The 15415-nt window shown below is 61.3% G+C and carries 13 protein-coding genes and 3 pseudogenes; 4 read left to right on the top strand and 12 right to left on the bottom strand.

The features are described from left to right. Positions 1 to 6: 6 nt before the first annotated feature. The 5 genes from P6U24_RS06490 to P6U24_RS06470 all read right to left on the bottom strand — a co-directional run bounded on the left by P6U24_RS06490 (position 7) and on the right by P6U24_RS06470 (position 7135). Complete coding sequence (locus P6U24_RS06490) at positions 7 to 1236, bottom strand: MFS transporter (RefSeq protein WP_407158337.1); 1230 nt, start codon at positions 1234 to 1236, stop codon at positions 7 to 9. Continuing rightward, positions 1229 to 1900 carry an HD domain-containing protein gene (locus P6U24_RS06485; RefSeq protein ID WP_407158336.1) on the bottom strand — a complete coding sequence of 224 codons (672 nt, stop codon included), beginning with the start codon at positions 1898 to 1900 and terminating at the stop codon, positions 1229 to 1231. The genes P6U24_RS06490 and P6U24_RS06485 overlap by 8 nt, the downstream gene beginning before the upstream one ends. Before the next feature lie 75 nt (positions 1901 to 1975). After that, complete coding sequence (locus P6U24_RS06480; RefSeq protein WP_407158335.1) at positions 1976 to 2965, bottom strand: NADP-dependent oxidoreductase; 990 nt, start codon at positions 2963 to 2965, stop codon at positions 1976 to 1978. A gap of 1120 nt (positions 2966 to 4085) precedes the next feature. Continuing rightward, positions 4086 to 4454, bottom strand: coding sequence for a transposase (locus tag P6U24_RS06475; protein ID WP_407158334.1), 369 nt, complete (start codon positions 4452 to 4454; stop codon positions 4086 to 4088). 302 nt (positions 4455 to 4756) lie between these two features. Further along, positions 4757 to 7135, bottom strand: a complete 2379-nt coding sequence (locus tag P6U24_RS06470; RefSeq protein WP_407158333.1) for a penicillin acylase family protein — start codon at positions 7133 to 7135, stop codon at positions 4757 to 4759. A gap of 562 nt (positions 7136 to 7697) precedes the next feature. Between P6U24_RS06470 and P6U24_RS06465 the strand changes: the two genes are divergently transcribed. The 3 genes from P6U24_RS06465 to P6U24_RS06455 are packed head-to-tail and all read left to right on the top strand — an operon-like array spanning position 7698 to position 8710. Next, positions 7698 to 8213 carry a hypothetical protein gene (locus tag P6U24_RS06465; protein WP_407158332.1) on the top strand — a complete coding sequence of 172 codons (516 nt, stop codon included), beginning with the start codon at positions 7698 to 7700 and terminating at the stop codon, positions 8211 to 8213. Positions 8214 to 8265: 52 nt separating this feature from the next. Next, positions 8266 to 8559 carry a hypothetical protein gene (locus P6U24_RS06460; protein ID WP_407160819.1) on the top strand — a complete coding sequence of 98 codons (294 nt, stop codon included), beginning with the start codon at positions 8266 to 8268 and terminating at the stop codon, positions 8557 to 8559. Beyond that, positions 8504 to 8710: an integrase core domain-containing protein gene (locus P6U24_RS06455; protein ID WP_407158331.1), complete on the top strand. Its 207-nt coding sequence runs from the start codon at positions 8504 to 8506 to the stop codon at positions 8708 to 8710. Before P6U24_RS06460 ends, P6U24_RS06455 begins: the two co-directional genes overlap by 56 nt. Positions 8711 to 8936: 226 nt before the next feature. On the opposite strand, the gene P6U24_RS06450 is transcribed toward P6U24_RS06455, so the two are convergent. Next, a complete protein-coding gene (locus tag P6U24_RS06450) occupies positions 8937 to 10046 on the bottom strand; it encodes a branched-chain amino acid ABC transporter substrate-binding protein (protein WP_407158330.1) in 1110 nt (369 codons plus the stop codon). A gap of 353 nt (positions 10047 to 10399) precedes the next feature. Here P6U24_RS06450 and P6U24_RS06445 point away from each other — a divergent pair, with 353 nt between their 5' ends. Further along, positions 10400 to 10747 carry a DUF488 domain-containing protein gene (locus P6U24_RS06445; RefSeq protein WP_407158329.1) on the top strand — a complete coding sequence of 116 codons (348 nt, stop codon included), beginning with the start codon at positions 10400 to 10402 and terminating at the stop codon, positions 10745 to 10747. Here P6U24_RS06445 and P6U24_RS06440 read toward each other — a convergent pair. The 6 genes and pseudogenes from P6U24_RS06440 to P6U24_RS06415 form a co-directional block, all read right to left on the bottom strand. Beyond that, positions 10744 to 11010: pseudogene (locus tag P6U24_RS06440) on the bottom strand (SURF1 family cytochrome oxidase biogenesis protein); the annotation flags it as partial. The gene P6U24_RS06445 and the pseudogene P6U24_RS06440 overlap by 4 nt on opposite strands. A gap of 738 nt (positions 11011 to 11748) precedes the next feature. Beyond that, positions 11749 to 11907 (bottom strand): annotated as a pseudogene (locus P6U24_RS06435) (IS3 family transposase); the annotation flags it as partial. Positions 11908 to 12001: 94 nt separating this feature from the next. Continuing rightward, entirely contained in the window at positions 12002 to 12316 is a 315-nt protein-coding gene (locus P6U24_RS06430) for a transposase (protein ID WP_407158328.1), read from the bottom strand. Positions 12317 to 12497: 181 nt separating this feature from the next. After that, positions 12498 to 12902 (bottom strand): transposase, encoded by a 405-nt coding sequence (locus P6U24_RS06425; RefSeq protein WP_407158327.1) that lies wholly within the window; start codon positions 12900 to 12902, stop codon positions 12498 to 12500. Between the two features lie 284 nt (positions 12903 to 13186). Then, positions 13187 to 14179 (bottom strand): hypothetical protein, encoded by a 993-nt coding sequence (locus P6U24_RS06420; protein WP_407158326.1) that lies wholly within the window; start codon positions 14177 to 14179, stop codon positions 13187 to 13189. A 726-nt stretch (positions 14180 to 14905) separates the two neighbouring features. After that, a pseudogene (locus tag P6U24_RS06415) lies at positions 14906 to 15243 on the bottom strand (TraM recognition domain-containing protein); the annotation flags it as partial. Between the last annotated feature and the right edge of the window lie 172 nt (positions 15244 to 15415).

The raw sequence follows: 15415 nt of genomic DNA, 5'->3' as shown, positions 1-15415 counted from the left end.
CCGCCATCAACTTCGGCCTGACGTGCTGCTGCCGCTGAGCAGCACAGAGAGCAGCGCGGCCAGAGCGAATCCTGCAGCCACCCACCCCAGCCGCTCCATCGCGCCATTGGAAATGACCACAGCGCCCGCTGCGGCACCTATCGCGCTGCCGAGGTAGATCGCCGAGGAATTCATCGAAAGACTGATCGGCGCCAGTGCCGGAGCCAACGCCACCAGCCGCGCCTGCTGCGCCGTTATCAGCCCCCAACTGGCGAACCCCCAAATCAGGATGGCCGGCAACACGACGAGCATTGCCCGCGCCGGCTCGAGGGCCGCGCTGAGCGAGAAGGCAAGATAGGCCAGCAAGGCAAGCCCCCCATCAGCGATCACGACACTGCGCGCGCCCCAACGGTCCGCCGCGCTGCCGCTGAGCTGGGTGCCGACCGCACTGGCCAAGCCAAAGCCCAGCAGCACTGGCGCCAGCGCTTGCGGGCCAAGGCCGCCGACCCCGGCTATGAATACACTGAGATAAGTGTAGACCGTAAAAGTGCCGGCCACGGTCAGCACGCTGGTCACCAGCACCCCGACGATATCGCGGCGCTTGGCCAGCGCCAGACGCTCACTCAGGCCGGCCGTGATGCCAGGCCGTTGGCGCGGCAGCCGGAGGAGAATCCCTAACAGCGAGAACACCGCCAGCCCCGCCACACCGAAGAAGGTGGCGCGCCAGCCGAAGCCCTGCCCCACCAGTACGCCCAGCGGCACGCCGGCGATGATAGCCAGGGTCAACCCGGTGGTGATCGTGGACAGGGCGCGGCCACGCCGCTCCGGACCTCCCAGTGCTGCGGCATATCCGCTGGCCGCCGGCATGAAGCTTGCTGCCGACAGGGCCAACAGCAGCCGCGCGGCCAACAGCCCGGCATAGTTTGGCGCCAGCGCAGCGAGCAGGTTGCCCAGGGCGAAGCCGCCCATGGCGACGACCAGCAGCCGACGCCGCTCCAGCCCGGCCGTCAACACGGCCATGACCGGCGCGCCGATGGCATAAGCGATGGAGAAGGCGGTGACCAGATGACCGGCGGCTGGCAGACCGATCTCCAGGTCTCGCGCCAGGGTCGGGAGCAGCCCGGCAATCATGAACCCCTCGGTGCCGATGGCAAAAGCGCCGAGGGTTAGCCAGATGAGGGAGGCCAGCGAGTCGGCGCTGGTAGCTTGCACGCGATCGGGATTGAGCTCCTGGAGCGCAGGATAGGTCCTAGTCATGATTGTGAGCCCTATGCTGGGAATCCGGGAAGGGCGAAGCCGCGATCAAGTCGCAAGCGTTCGGGCTCTTGAACCCCGGCATGAAACGTTCGCAGACAGCGGCGTTGACGGTGCCATACGTCGTCGCCGGCTTGTGCGCAAAACCGGCGAAATACTCCTGAATGAAGCCTTCTTTGAAATTGATGCGCGGGTACTTGGCCACGATTTCCTCGCGGACTTCCGCTGGGAATTGATCGAACCCCACCCCGATGACGTCGAGAAGCACACCGGAGTTGAGGAGCGCCACTTCGGGCCCCATGTGCTTCGGGATGCCGGGGGTGGTATGCAGCGCAATTGCTTCCCAGACAGTCTGCACCTGATCTTCAGCGATGTTGTGGGTGTTAAGAAACTGTCTGGCGGCATTTGCGCCATCGACCTCGAAGCGCTCGTCCGGGCTCGAGAACTTCTTGATCAAGCCAAGATCGTGAAATGCGGCGGCGACGTAAAGGAGTTCACGGTCGAAGCGCAGATTCCTCTGACGACCCTGCTCGGCCGCGAACAGGTAGACGCGGATCGAGTGATTGAACAGCAGATCGGTGGAATGTTCGCGCAGGATGTCTGTCGCCTCTTTCGCGAGCAAGGAATCGGGAATGACGAGAGCCTGGGCGAGATTTCGGGTTGTCATTGTTGCGTCCTTTCAAGAGTTAGTGTGGATCCTGGCTGCGCGTTGCGCGCGAGCGCAACGACGAAACGATGCTGATCACCTCGCTCCGACGTCGAGCACGATCTTTCCTTTCGGCTGAGGCCGCACGCGTTCCAGCATCAAATGAGCCTCGCGCGCGTCCGCCAGGGGTAAGACTGCCCCGACCTTTGTTCGCAGCTTTCCATCATCGATGAAGCGAGCGATCTTCGTCAGATATTGGCTCGTGACGTTGACCAGAAAGAAGGCGGCTTCAACACCGTAGCGCTTTGCAAGATCCTGATCCGGGCGGGACACTGCAGAGATCAGCTTGCCGCCGCGACGAAGGACCTCGAATGAGCGTTCTTGAGTTTCGCCGCCGACAAGATCAATGACAGCGTCCGCGTTCCGAACTTCTTCCTCAAAGCGCTGAGTTCGGTAGTCGATCACCGTGTTTGCACCAAGGTTACGCGCGACGGAAATATCGCCCGTCGATACGGTTGCGATAGTTTGCACACCTGCGAGATGGGCCAGTTGAACCGCATAGGATCCGACGTTGCCGGCCGCCCCATGAATAACCACGGTTTGACCTGCTTCGAGCTGGGCGTGATCAAACAACGCCTGCCATGCCGTCACGGCAATGACAGGGACGGACGCGGCTTCAACGTGGCTTAGCGAGGTTGGCTTGCTCGAAACCATCCCTGCGGACGCCACAGCGTACTCGGCATAGGCCCCGATAAACCGCGAGTTCGTAACACCAAAAACCTCATCTCCGGCACGTAGTTCGGTGTCTCCGGGTCCCATCGCGACGATTTCACCCGAAATATCCGAGCCGAGAGTGAGGGGGAGCGGCTGCGGCAAAGCGCTCTTGCCGGACCTGATCCAGCCATCCCATGGGCCAACGCCAGCGGCCGCAACTTTGACCAGGACCTCTCCAGGGCTTGGCTCAGGTCGCGGCACGCGCTCGAACTTCATGACCTCTGGCGACCCAAACTCGTGCACGCGCCAAGCCATCATTGTTGAATGAGTTCGCTCTTCGTTTGCCTGAGGAACGATGCTGCTGGGGGTCATCTCGTGCTCCTTGCGCTCAGTTCGTCATGCTTGCCGTCGACCGTTCGGCGCGATTAATGGGACGGGCTCACCCATATGTCGCAAGGAGACGTGCCCCGGACAACGAGCACGATCCCGCGGATCAGGACAGCCGTACGTCGTTTCCTGACAAGGCCCGTGCGAACCTTCGCGGAGCGTTTCGCCGTCAGATGATTCTCGATTTATTCCGGTTCCACCCAGTCGAAGCTGCCGCGATGTTGGGCAGGGGTAACGCCAGAGGGTACTCGTCTTCATCCGGTCCCGGATCCGAAGGCGTGATCGGAAGCTGCGGGCTTCACTTAGGGCGCGTCAGCTGAACTACGATTTGATGCGATGTCATTGCGTGAGACGCTGGACCGCGGCGCCACGCCGCGCGTTACCGTCTCCACGCAAGACGATGGCGATTGGCCCAGTAGGCCGAGGCCGCGATCGGAAAAATCGTAAGTGTTTCCTGAATAAGGCGTACTCCGATATTCGGAAAACAAAAAGTGCGATGCCCAGGGAAGGAATCATACGCAACCACCGACGAGACGAACCGCTGTTTGTCCTTAGTATGGTGGCGTGAGCGCTTGGCAAGGTGCTGGGCCCCCCTTGTGACCGCTACTATGTTAAGGTAGTCCGGAACACGAATTCTCGTGCGAAATCAAAGCGAAAGGATCGGTAGGTATTCAAACGAAATAAGAACAAGATCGGAACGAAACGCAATTTGCTGTTGACGTGCTATTGACGGGCTAGCCGCTGTCGGAGTCGGCTTCGTTTCTCTATCTCGCCGGCCGCGTGGCCATGATCTTCGGCGCTCGCGCCAGCATGCGTGAGAGTGCTTTGACGCAAGCATCTGAAATTTCCGACAGAACGGCTGGTTAAGAGATAGCGACGGCTAGAGAACAATCAATGACTTAGTGGTCGCACCACTGGACTCCTTCCGGATATGGGCATTCGTCGCACGATCATAATGCTACGTTGCACTACCTGATAGCGAAGCCTGTTAGTCCGCCAAACGTCGTGGTTTCTTAACCTCGGCACCCCGACGCTGCCGCCCGGGCTTTCCCCTTCAAAATGACACGATGATTGGTGACCTGCCTGAGCCTTGCAACCAGGGACTTCAGGCGTTGCTGGGCCTGGCTCGGCGGCGGCGTCGGAGCCAGGTTCCTGGCCCCGCGAACCGAGCAATGACGGAGGAGTCGATCCGGTCTGTCTTCCGCAGGACGCCCCTCGCCTCGGCACAGCGGCGGACGCTGGTCAGCGCGCAACTGATGCCTTGCTCCCACAACTGGAGGAAAGCTCGTCGCTCGTAACCGCCGCTGGCTTCCATCACCACCAGATCGACAGCGTGCTCTCGGCAGAATGCGGCCAATTCTGCAATTCCCGCTGTATCGTTATTGAAACTTGCGAACCGATGACCGGGCTCGATGCATGCATCGAATTTGGCTTTCGAAACGTCCACTCTACAAATCGTCTTCTTCACGGTCACATGCCTTGTCCATGCGATCGGAACTCAAGCGACTATTCGGTCGTGCGTGACATGGCGAAGATCCCAGAGCTCACCCACGGTTGTAGCCGGAGGGGGTAACGGGCGACTTCGCCACGCCTTGGCCGGTGGCCACCGGCCAAGGCGCTAAGTCGCTTCCACCGCACAATTCATGGCCGTGCAGAAAAGGGGCAGACGCTTGCTCCATGTAAGCCGTTAGACCTGTTCCCCTCACCCAGATTGACTCGTAATCCGACCTCTCCCGCAAGCGGGGAGAGGTTAGCTACGACGACTATAGCGGGCCATCACGGCTGCAGCGCCAAATGATAGACCGCAGGCGCCGCCAGGAACGGCAGCGGCTCGCCTTGTGTCCAGGCCTGGTGGCCCGCGAGGAAGAACGGCGACAGCGGGTGGCCGCTCTGGCCGCCCGGCATATGAAAGACGGCCGTCGCCTCAAGGCCCGGCGACACCACCATGCGCTCGGAGGCGCCGAAGCCCGGCCTCTGCACCCGCGGCATTTGTGAATCGCCCGGCAAGGGATCAGCAGGCGCCATCAGCCGCCCGGCGAGCGGCCACGGCAGGAAGCGCGCCAGCGGATGCGCGATTGCGGCGCGGTTGGTGTGGCCCCAGGTCGCGTCCTTCAAAGCGATGCCGCTTTGTGTCGTCTCGGCGATGACGGCGTCGATGCGGTTGAGCAGGAACGCGTGCCAGTCGGCCATGCCGGGCGGCATCCAGACCTGCGCATTGGCCAGAACCTCCATCACCGCCTCGGTGCGCTGTGTCGCCCTACGATAGCTCGCCTTCGGATCGACGCGCGCCAGCTCGGCATCGAGCCCGCCGAACCAGGCATCGTAGAGCGACTGATAGAAGCCGCGCACCAGCGTATAGCCGGCGGCATCTATGTCGGCGCGGCCGTTCCATTGCTCGACGAGCCGCCTCATCTCGGCGCGTTCGGGATGGCCGGCAAGCGCCGCATCATCGAGTGCACCGAGCAGAAGCTGCCGCCAGAACGTGATCCACAGCGCGCGGTCATCGAGCTCGATCGCGAGCATGCCTCTCTCATCGATCGTATCGCGCGCCAGCAGATCGTCCCGGATCTGGCTGGCCCGCGCGCCCATGTCGGTGTTCGTGCTGCCGATCTTGTCCTGTTCCTCGCCGCTGAGCTGTCGGTTGTTCGCAGTCCAGAGCCGCCCCTGTGCGGGGTCCAGTTGGACAGGATAGTCCTGCGGCGCTAACAATCCCGACCATGATTGATCGCCGGTCATCGGCAGGCGTTGGCTTGGTGCGGCGCGTCGCGGCAGCGGCCCCGCCAAGGTCCAGCCGATATGGCCGGCGGCGTCGGCTACGAGCAGGTTCTGCGTCGGGATGCCGCTGCTCTGGCCGACTTTGATCGCGGCCGCGAGATCATTGGCGCTTTCCATATCCATGAGATGCATGCTCACCGCACCTGGCGCGGCGGCGATCCAATGCACCGCGTAGCTGTTGCCGGCAGCGGTGATCACGGGGCCCCAGCGCGTCTCGACCACGGGGAAGTCGACCGGCGGAGCTCCCTTCACCGCGATCCGTTCCACTTCGCGCATGGCCTGCTCGGTGCCGCCGTCGGCAGAACGATAGCGCAGGCTTTGCAACACGTCGGCATCCAGGCGCACCAGATCGAGGAAGTTTCCGTTGGCGTTCGTGAAGCCCCAGGCGACGTGCCCATTGCTGCCGACGACGATCGCCGGCGCGCCCGGCAAGCTCACGCCGATCACGCTATGCTCGCCCCCATAGGCGTCGGCATAGTGCAACGATAGCCGATACCAGGTACTCGGCAGCCGCAAGCCGAGATGCATGTCGTTGGCGATCATCGCAACACCTGTGCCGGTGTGTGCGCCGTCGGCGGCAAAGCTGTTGCTGCCGGCAATCTCATCGGCATGCTGATCGATCGCTGACGATCTCGACGACGAAAGCCAATCCGGCTTTGACGTGGGCAAGGCCGGCATCGCCGGCGTCAGGCTCGTGGCCTGATCGAGCGGCGCATCCCAATGGCTCGCATTGGGCAGCAGGAACGCGAACATGTCGTCCGGCAGGCGCTCGCGCAGGATCGCACGCGACAGCGTCGAGGCCAGCTCGTCATATTGCAGGTCGAAATACATGGCGTAGACGACCAGCATCGTATCCTCCGGACGCCAATCCACTGGCGTACTCCGCAGCACGAGATATTCGAACGGACGTGCGCCCAGCGCATGGAGTCCATCATTGACGCCGCGCGTGTAGAAGGTGAGGAGGCGGCGCTCGTCCTCGAACGCCGCTGCAACAGCGGCTTCGGCGTGATGCCGAAGCCGATGCAGCCGACGGGAGCGATCGAAATCGAGCGCCGCACGGCCGAACAGCTCGGCCAGTTCTCCGGCCGACGACCGGCGCAACAGGTCCATCTGGAAGAAGCGCTCCTGCGCATGCAGGAAGCCGGTGGCATAGGCAAGGTCGGCGCGATCGCTACCGCTGACCACGGGCACGCCGAGCGCATCGCGGTCGATCGTCACCGGCGCCGAAAGTCCCTCCGCGTGCACGACGCCGTCGAGCACCGGGAGGCTTGCTCGCAGCTCCCACCACCCGGCGATGGCGACCGTCACGATCAGCACAACCGGAAGCAAGAGGATGGTCGCCAGTGCGCGGCGGATACGTCTTCGTTTGACTGTTTGCACGATCTCGTCACTCCCAAACACCAATGACTCGCGAGAGCTGACGCATGCCCGTCATCGCCTCTCAGCGTCTACACACAATTGATAGTTTGGTGTTCACGATCAGGACAGGAAAGCAAAGCACCGACCAATGCATGCGCATCGCCGACGAACGCTCATGGCATTCCACTTCTGCGCACCGCCGGCTGCAGTTCGTGAGTCGGCTCGATGTCGATCGTAATATGTTACTTCGTAACGCGGATCGTCGACCTCGCGCGCGCTGTGCTGAGCCCGGACATAGCCGATCGTGTCGGAAGATGCCGCCGGGAGCTGTCATGCACTCGCCTGGCCTGCGATACCGGCGAGAGACAGATCGATCGGCCGCTCACCCCTGCGGTGGCGCGGAACTATCGCCCGCGCGGACACTGGTGACGGCTCACCGTCCCTGAACGAGAGGCGAAGCTGCCGCACCTGCGCGCAAGGTGCCGCATCTAGCGATCGTTCCCTAGCTTCGGAGACCATCCTCATTATCGGGCCGAGATAGGCGACCGAGGCCCCCATTCTGCATAGTCCGAAAGGTCCACCGATGAATCAGGCGGCTGCCCAACCTCGCGTGCAACCTGATCCCGAAGCCGAGAGCGCGACCACCAAGCCGGTGCGGACCAGCGACACCGGCGCCGCCAGCCGCGTCCCGATCCAGACCTGGACAGGCAAGGCTATCGCCGAGCAGATTCACGGCAAGCCATTGGGAGAAGGCTACCGCCATTGGCTGTTTCATGGCGCCAGCCGGCAACCGACGTTGCGTGACATGTATTCGAAGACGTTCTGCGCGTATGGCGACACGCTGCTCAACCTCAATCTCAGTGACGACTATGTGGTCGTGTCCCTGAGCGACAGTTACATCTGCAACGTCGGGCAGGATTTGCGCGGCGCGCGGCGGAGCAAGCTGAAATTCACAACCGACAGATCGTCCAAAAAAACTGAGGTCGCAGGTCACGAGAGCGCTGGCTCCGATCGCGAGACGGTCCGGCCCGAAGCTCACGTCCTGGTCATCTCAGCATCGCGTATGGAATACGCGAGCCAACACGTTCGTCTCTGGTAGTAATCGATCTCTGCCCCTCGAAAGAAAGACCTATTTGAAAGGAATCATAACAATGACGGCATTCAAAACTTCTATCGGGTCAGTCCTGTCCAAGGCATTGTATGCTGGCCTGGTTGCCGCCGCGATCTTCGCGACCCCGATTCACGGGCGCGAGAGCCACATGATCAATCGGCACATCGAGCAAAGTGTTGAGCCAGACCTCTCTCGCAGCGAAGGCAACTGGTGGGTGATCGCGTCCGCTCCAAGCGGGCCTGTCACGACACCCTCGTACCAACCTGGTGGCGTCTGCGATGCTGGAGGCAATCCGGCATCTGCTGAGAACATGGGTCGCCGACTACAACAATGATCGACCGCACTCCTTGCTGAGATACCAGACCCCTTGCGGCCCATGCCGCCAACCTCACCGCACGGGCGATCGGCTGCGCAACCCGACCAGCTCCGCCCATGGCCCGTCGCTCCGCCCGCGACACTCGGCGTACGACCCAGCCGGATTCTAGGTGCTCCTGGATGAAACTTCGGGGGCCTGTCAGCTTCCCCTGACTGTTTTTGCACTGGCGGGCATCGGCCTACGCCGTGGAGGAGCCATAGATAAGGTGACACCATCATCCCCACAAGCGCCGCCTGGAACCGCATGCTGGAGCAAAGGGCACGAGGTATCGAGAGCAAAAACGCCCCGGCATGCCGGGGCGTTTCGCTTTGCGGTTGTGGATCCGCCGAAACAGCTCAGTCGATGACCTCGGCGTAGTTGCCTTTGGCATCCCACTTATAGACGACATAGTCGAGCTGCTTGATATCGCCTTTGCTGTCGTAATCGATCTTGCCGATCACCGTGTCCCAAGAACCGGCCTTGATCGCGTCCATCACCTTCTTCGGGTCGGTGGTGCCGGCCTTCTTCGCAGCCTGCGACCAGACCTGGATCGCGGCATAGGTGTAGAGCGTGTAGCCTTCCGGATCGATGTTCTTTGCCTTGAACTCCGCGACGGCCGCGGCCGCGGCCGGCTTCTTGCGCGGATCCGGACCGAAAGTGAAGAGTGTACCGTCACCCCCCTGACCGGTGATCGAGGCATATTCCTTGTCGGCCAGCGCATCGCCGGCCATCACGATGGTCTTGAGGCCCTGGTCGCGTAACTGACGCTGAATCAGGCCGATTTCCGCGGGATAGCCGCCGACATAGACGAGATCGATGTTCTCGCGCTTGAGCCGCGAGACGATCGAGTTGAAGTCCTTGTCGCCCTTGTTGTAGCCCTCATAGAGCTGCTCGGTGAGGCCGGCCTTGTTGAGCGCCTTCTTGGTCTCGTCGGCAAGACCCTTGCCGTAAGTGGTCTTGTCGTTGAGGATCGCGATTTTCTTGCCCTTGAATTGCTTCGCGATGTAGGCGGCTGCGACCGCGCCCTGCTGATCGTCGCGACCACAGACGCGGGCGACGTTCCACAACTTGCGCTCGGTGTAGGTCGGATTGGTCGAGCCCGGCGTGATCTCTAGCACGTTGCCCTCGGCATAGACCTCTGAGGCCGGGATCGAAGACGAGGAGCAGTAGTGGCCAACGACGAAGGGGATGCCTGCGCTCGCGATCTTCTCGGCCACCGAGCGCGCCTGCTTCGGATCGCAGCCATCGTCCTGTTCGTCGAGCACGAGCTTCTTGCCAAGCACACCGCCGGCCCTGTTGATATCTGCGACCGCCAGCTCGGCACCGTTCTTGAACTGCCGTCCAGTATTGGCCTCGGTGCCGGTCATTGGGCCGGCCACCGCGATGGTGAGGTCGTCCGCCAGCGCTGCGGTCGAGAGCGCGAATGACGCGCCCAGAGCCAAGCCGATGAGTTTAAGTGATGTCATGAGAATTCCCCGATAGTGATCGACACGAAAGAAGCCCGGCGGACCGGGTCACAATCCCGCGCGCATTGTGGTTGATTTTATCATGAAGTCATCAGCAATCGTCCGGCAGATGACTGCTGTAACTCAAAAATCGGCAGCGCGCGGCGCTTCGTTCCGTCGCGCGCTGACACTGCCGCCGTCGCGCGTTCCAGTTCGAGCAGTGCTGCGGTCCCACTCCACCTTCCACCGGAGAGAGAAAGTAGCAGCGGAAGCTCGATATCAGGACAGTTGAGAAGACCCTTTGGATGTCATGAACGCCGACACAGATAATCTTCACAGGCCCGCAAGCATTCCCAAAACGCCGCGGACTCGAGATGATGCGTATCAAGCGTATCTATCAGGATGCGAGTGATGGCGACGGCGAGCGCATCCTGATCGACCGCCCTTTGGCCGCACGGCCTTGCCAGGCGAAAGCGGCCATCGACCTCTGGGCGAAGGAAGCCGCGCCAAGCTGCGCACTCCGGACCTGGTTCGACCATCGACCTGAGGGCTTCAATGGGTTCAGGACATGCACTCTTCGCGAGCTGAGGAGCAATCCTGCCGGGGCCGAGCTTCGACAGCAGATCGGCCGAAAAACGGCGACGCTGCTCTATGCGGCGAGAGATCCGGTCCATAATCATGCGGTGGTTTTGGCCGAGTTCCTACAGAAGGCACGAAGCTAGTGCTTGTGCCGAACCCGGTGCTGCACGCCCGCGACTGCCAGCGGCAGGGCCAGGTTGAACCAAATCAGTGCATAGACCAGATGATTGTTCGGAAAGGAGACGACGGTCAATCCGCCGCTCGGCCAGCTGCCCGGATTGGGTGCATCATCGGCATCAACGAAAAACGGCGCTGCCCGCGACAGGCTCCTGCGAGCCGCGATCGCCGGGATGTCGTGCGAATACCAGCAGTCGGTGGCCGGATCATTGGTGCGCAGGAAGTGGCCCGCTTCCACAACCCGGCCTTCCACCACTCCAAAATCAAACCGTTCTGCGCTACACTCTGTCGGCATCGGGGCATTCCTTGAATCATCGTAAAGTCCTTCTCGCAAAAGACCTTTCGCTGATTCGCGCCCCGATGCGCCTCAACATGTGAGAAATGGGGCTAGGGGCAATCGAATCGAACGGCTGTTTGATGGTGCTCAAGGTCCTCTCCTGGCCGGATCGAATTGTTCGAGTACCCTCTCATACCTCCACTCAAGCTCAGCTTCAGCGCAAAGGCCACAAAGAGTTGTCGAGCTGTTGCGTGGACACCGATTCCGAACATTTTCAGCCAATTCCACCTTCGCGTGTCATTCGGCTTGCAATATTGACCTCCTAAGCGGGGGGCCTTTGCCGCTGCTCCGGCGAAAGATGCGAGGACCTCGGATGTGAGTCGACGATTGTAAGCGTCGCCACGCGATGAGGCTGCCAATATTAGAATTGTTTGAGCGATGCACCCACCTATGGACAGTCCGACGATGTGAACTCGTTGCGCACCAAGTAAATCGAGCGAACGTTGTCGTCGTTGAGGCCGTATCCGCGGCAGTCTCCAAATGAACGGCGAGCTTACGAGGAGAAGCTCGTCCTCAAATAATCGGGCGCAGCATCCGCGCTCGGCCCGTGACCTGAGCCAGCCCCTTGATCTTCCCTCAAATAAGTAGACAGGGTTAAGCTGCTTTTTGTTCCATCTCGATCGGTGCGACCTATCCGATTGCGGAATGGAGACGGGTCCGATTGTAGAAGCCTTCGATGTAAGCGAAGATATCTCGCTTCGCCTCGTCGCGCGTCTGGTAGTGACGGTGATGGACGAGCTCTGTCTTGAGAGTATGGAAGACTCTTTCCATCGGGGCGTTGTCATAGCACGCCAAGCATAATAGCCGGCCGGCGAGACCTGGCGCACCTCGCACATCACCCGTACCGGGTGGTCGCTGCGGCGATCTTCGATGCAACGGAAGCTCATGTCCGTGTTCCTGCGAAGATCCCGATCGACTTTTTTAAGATGCCGCGCTCCATACGCAGCCGTTCGTTCTCCCGGCGTAGCTCGGCGATCTCGGAGGCCTGATCCGCCGACATCAGCGGCGCTTGCGTAATGGAGCGCTGCGCCGCTGCCGTCGGCTTCGACCGATGCTGGTCGACCCAGCGCCGAAGCACCGAATCGCACAGATTGAGTTCCTTGGCTACCGACGTGACCGACCGACCACTGGACATCACGAGATCAACCGCCTGACGCTTATAATCGTCCGAGAATGAACGGTGTTGACGACCTTCCATTCGACACCTCCTGGCTCTCTGAGCCTACTATAGGTGTCCACTCAATTAGAGGAAGTTCATCTCTCTTTCCGGTAGTTGCGGCGCGATGGACCGCTCCAGGTGAACGCTGTCGCTAAGCAACGGCGATTAGTTTCAAGCTGTACCCATCATGCGTTAGGAAGTCTAAGGTCGCGTTCGCGACCTACGCAAAGGCCGGAGCGCTGATACAGTTGATACTGCGTGATGATGGATGGCTGCACAGTCCCCACGATGCCACATCTATCATTTGGTGGAACAAGCCCGCCGTCAGCCACATTACGCTGACGCCGTTGTCGGCAATCACCTGCCGCCCCCTCGATGGCGCTGCCGTCTCAGGCGCTGCCGCAATCCCCGTCCGCACAAATCCAGACGCCGGAGCGGCAACCTTGCCGCACAGCTCATACCGCCAGCAAAAACCCTGGCTCGAATGAGCACCGAACTCGCGCGCCACGCCCAGGATCGTCGCTCCCGGCTCCAGCGCCGCCGCGACGATACGCTCCTTCTCTGCCCGTGACCAATGCCGCCGTCGCCGCTCGGACGTGATCACTTCCACTTCCGCCTTGGGCATAGGACTAGCCCAGGACTAGTCCTATGCCTTCCGCAAGCGTCACTTCCTGCGCATGGCGGCCATTATCGGAAGCTTACCCGATTTCGCGATCAAGAGCAGTAGGATCGGGGTGTAGTTTGGACGTAAGCCCAGCTTGAGATTTGAATGCTTCGCCGAGAGAGCAGCAGACGCATGCTCTACAATGCGGCCGACGCGCTGGTTCGTTAGCTTGCGCGCGAGCCCGGCGTTCCATTTGTTGCGAACATCTGCATCAGCGCAGACGTTCGCGGGTCGATGCAGTGAGGCTACCGGAATGTAATGGTTTCGAAATCGGCCGACGTGCCGGCGGCTTGCCGTGCAAGATCAGCGATGGCAATCGTGCGGGTCTGACGGGCTTGGTCCCAGGGATTGGTATAAGTGAGCGTGCCGGTGGCGGCATTGATGTGGAGCACCGCAAAGGCGTGGCCGTCACCTTTCGACCATTCGCCTTTCGGCCCCGGCTTGCCGCCGAACACCATCGCGACGTCGACGCCAACGCGGTTGGCGTGCTTCATCAGGAAATCGGTTAATCCGGCAGGCGAGGTTTCCGCATCGGCCAGCCGGGCATGATCGCCGAAGCGCCCGGCCAGCAGTTCCATCACCTTATTCGTCGGTAGCGAGGCGTGTTTCGGATCGAGATGAAAATAGCGGTAAAGCGCGCCGACAACTGCGGCGGCGGCAGGCTCGCCTGTGCCGTATTGGTCGAGATCGCCTGCCGCGAGGCGATACAGGGTCGACGGGTCGCCGGGCAGGCTGACATTATGGTTACCATCGTTATCCCGCGTCACCATACCATGCAGAAGTTCAGCGCCGGCGCGCGTCGTCGAGAACGCCTTCAGGACCGAGACGCCGACGCAGTCGCCCTCGTGCGTCTGGTTCAAATGTGTGCCGATATCGCCGGGAATCGCGGTGCCGCCCAAAGCCGGTCGCCAGGATCCAAAATCGATGACGCTGCCTTTGGCGTCCCGCCGCAGTGCCTGCACGCTGCGCTCGGCGCTGAACGTCCCATCGCTGAGCGATTTGATGATGTTCGTCGCATCCCCCTCAAGGCTCGGCCGCGCGCCGCCGTCGCGCTTGAGCGCATCACGGAAGTCCTGAGCCATCTTGGCGATCGTCTGCCGGGCCGCCGCGTCGGATCGAGCCGATTCCAGCGCGCTGATCAGCCGATGATAGGAGCCTTCGATCGCCTGCAATCCGGTTTGCGATACCGCGTCATCCGCCTCACTCGGCGCGGCCAAGGCGCAGAGAAAGATCATCATCTGCACTCGAAAACAACGCCACGCAGCTTTCGTGCCGGCGCCAAGCAAAAGTGCGGCCACGGAAGTTATTTCCCTATCTGAGGTGTTCGATCGAGAGCAATATTGAATACGCAAGTAATGCGGCGCAGGCGCGCCATAGGAGCAAGCGCCGCATGAAAAATTGGGTTACGGATGTAACCCCTTAGGCAAGGGCCGAAGTTCCTGCCGCCGTCTGCACGGACCTTGTCCTTATTCAGCCAACAGGGGCCGATCGGTCTTGAGCCCGAGTTCGCGGCCCCCGCTTCCGCACCACTGCAGCGGGCCGTCGCCGGGCGCCGACGCCCGGGGGTAAAGGGAACAAAGCAGGTTGGTTACTCATGCAGGGGGTCTAGACGATCTTCTTCGCGAGGGGATCGTTGAGCTCAAAGCCGAACGCGACAGCTCAGGGGGGCCCTATGACCGGCAGCATCGCAGATGCTACCATTGGCCAGCGTCGCCCCTGATAGAGGCTGCGTTCAGCAATGTCATGAGTGATCTGCTCGATAATGGCGAAACGCACGCGCAAAGCTCACGTGCGTCCTCTCATCGCCCGCGCCATTGTCGGCGACAAATCGGTGAAGCTCCGGCTCGCGGCGGATGCCGCCGTTCTGGTCACGCACCTTGTTCTTGAGAGCGTTAAGCAATTTGACCGACGGAGGAATGCCCGGTCGATCGGCATGTTACATGATGGCTTCGAGATCCGGCGCGCTGGAATTGCAGGTCTTCATAGTACCGACCCTGCTGGCGCGCTTCGGATGCAGCCCGGAGACCATCACAATTGCCTCGTTCGGAGAGACTTGAATGATGGTGTTAGCGACGGACGCGACGTCTCGTGGCGGCTCACCATCAAATGGCCGAGCCGTGGCGAGAGGCGACGGCCCGGCATAATTCCTCATCGCGCGCATCTCGGTTGCTGTCCCAAGCGCGTCCGATACGCGCTTGGCGGTGCGCTCGTCATTAGTGGAGAACGCGATCCGGATGTGGCAATTATCGAGAATCGCGTGGTTGGGACCATAGGCGCGTTCGACCTGGTTCAGGCCAGGGGCACCAACTAGCCTGTTCAAGCCCGTTCTAATGCGTCCGCAACCGTCCGCGTCACGCTCGGAAACCCTTGAAAAATCGGTCCTTCCGCGTAGATCGGTATTCGTCACCGTTTGTTCTCGCCCGACGCCAGCCGTCCGATTTGTTGGTACTTTTGTTGGTATCGGGAGAACAAAC

Origin of the sequence: Bradyrhizobium sp. STM 3557, assembly GCF_045571465.1 — a bacterium.
GTDB lineage: Bacteria > Pseudomonadota > Alphaproteobacteria > Rhizobiales > Xanthobacteraceae > Bradyrhizobium.
The sequence above is the reverse complement of the archived record's forward strand: the minus strand, read 5'-3'. Positions and strand labels throughout refer to the sequence as shown.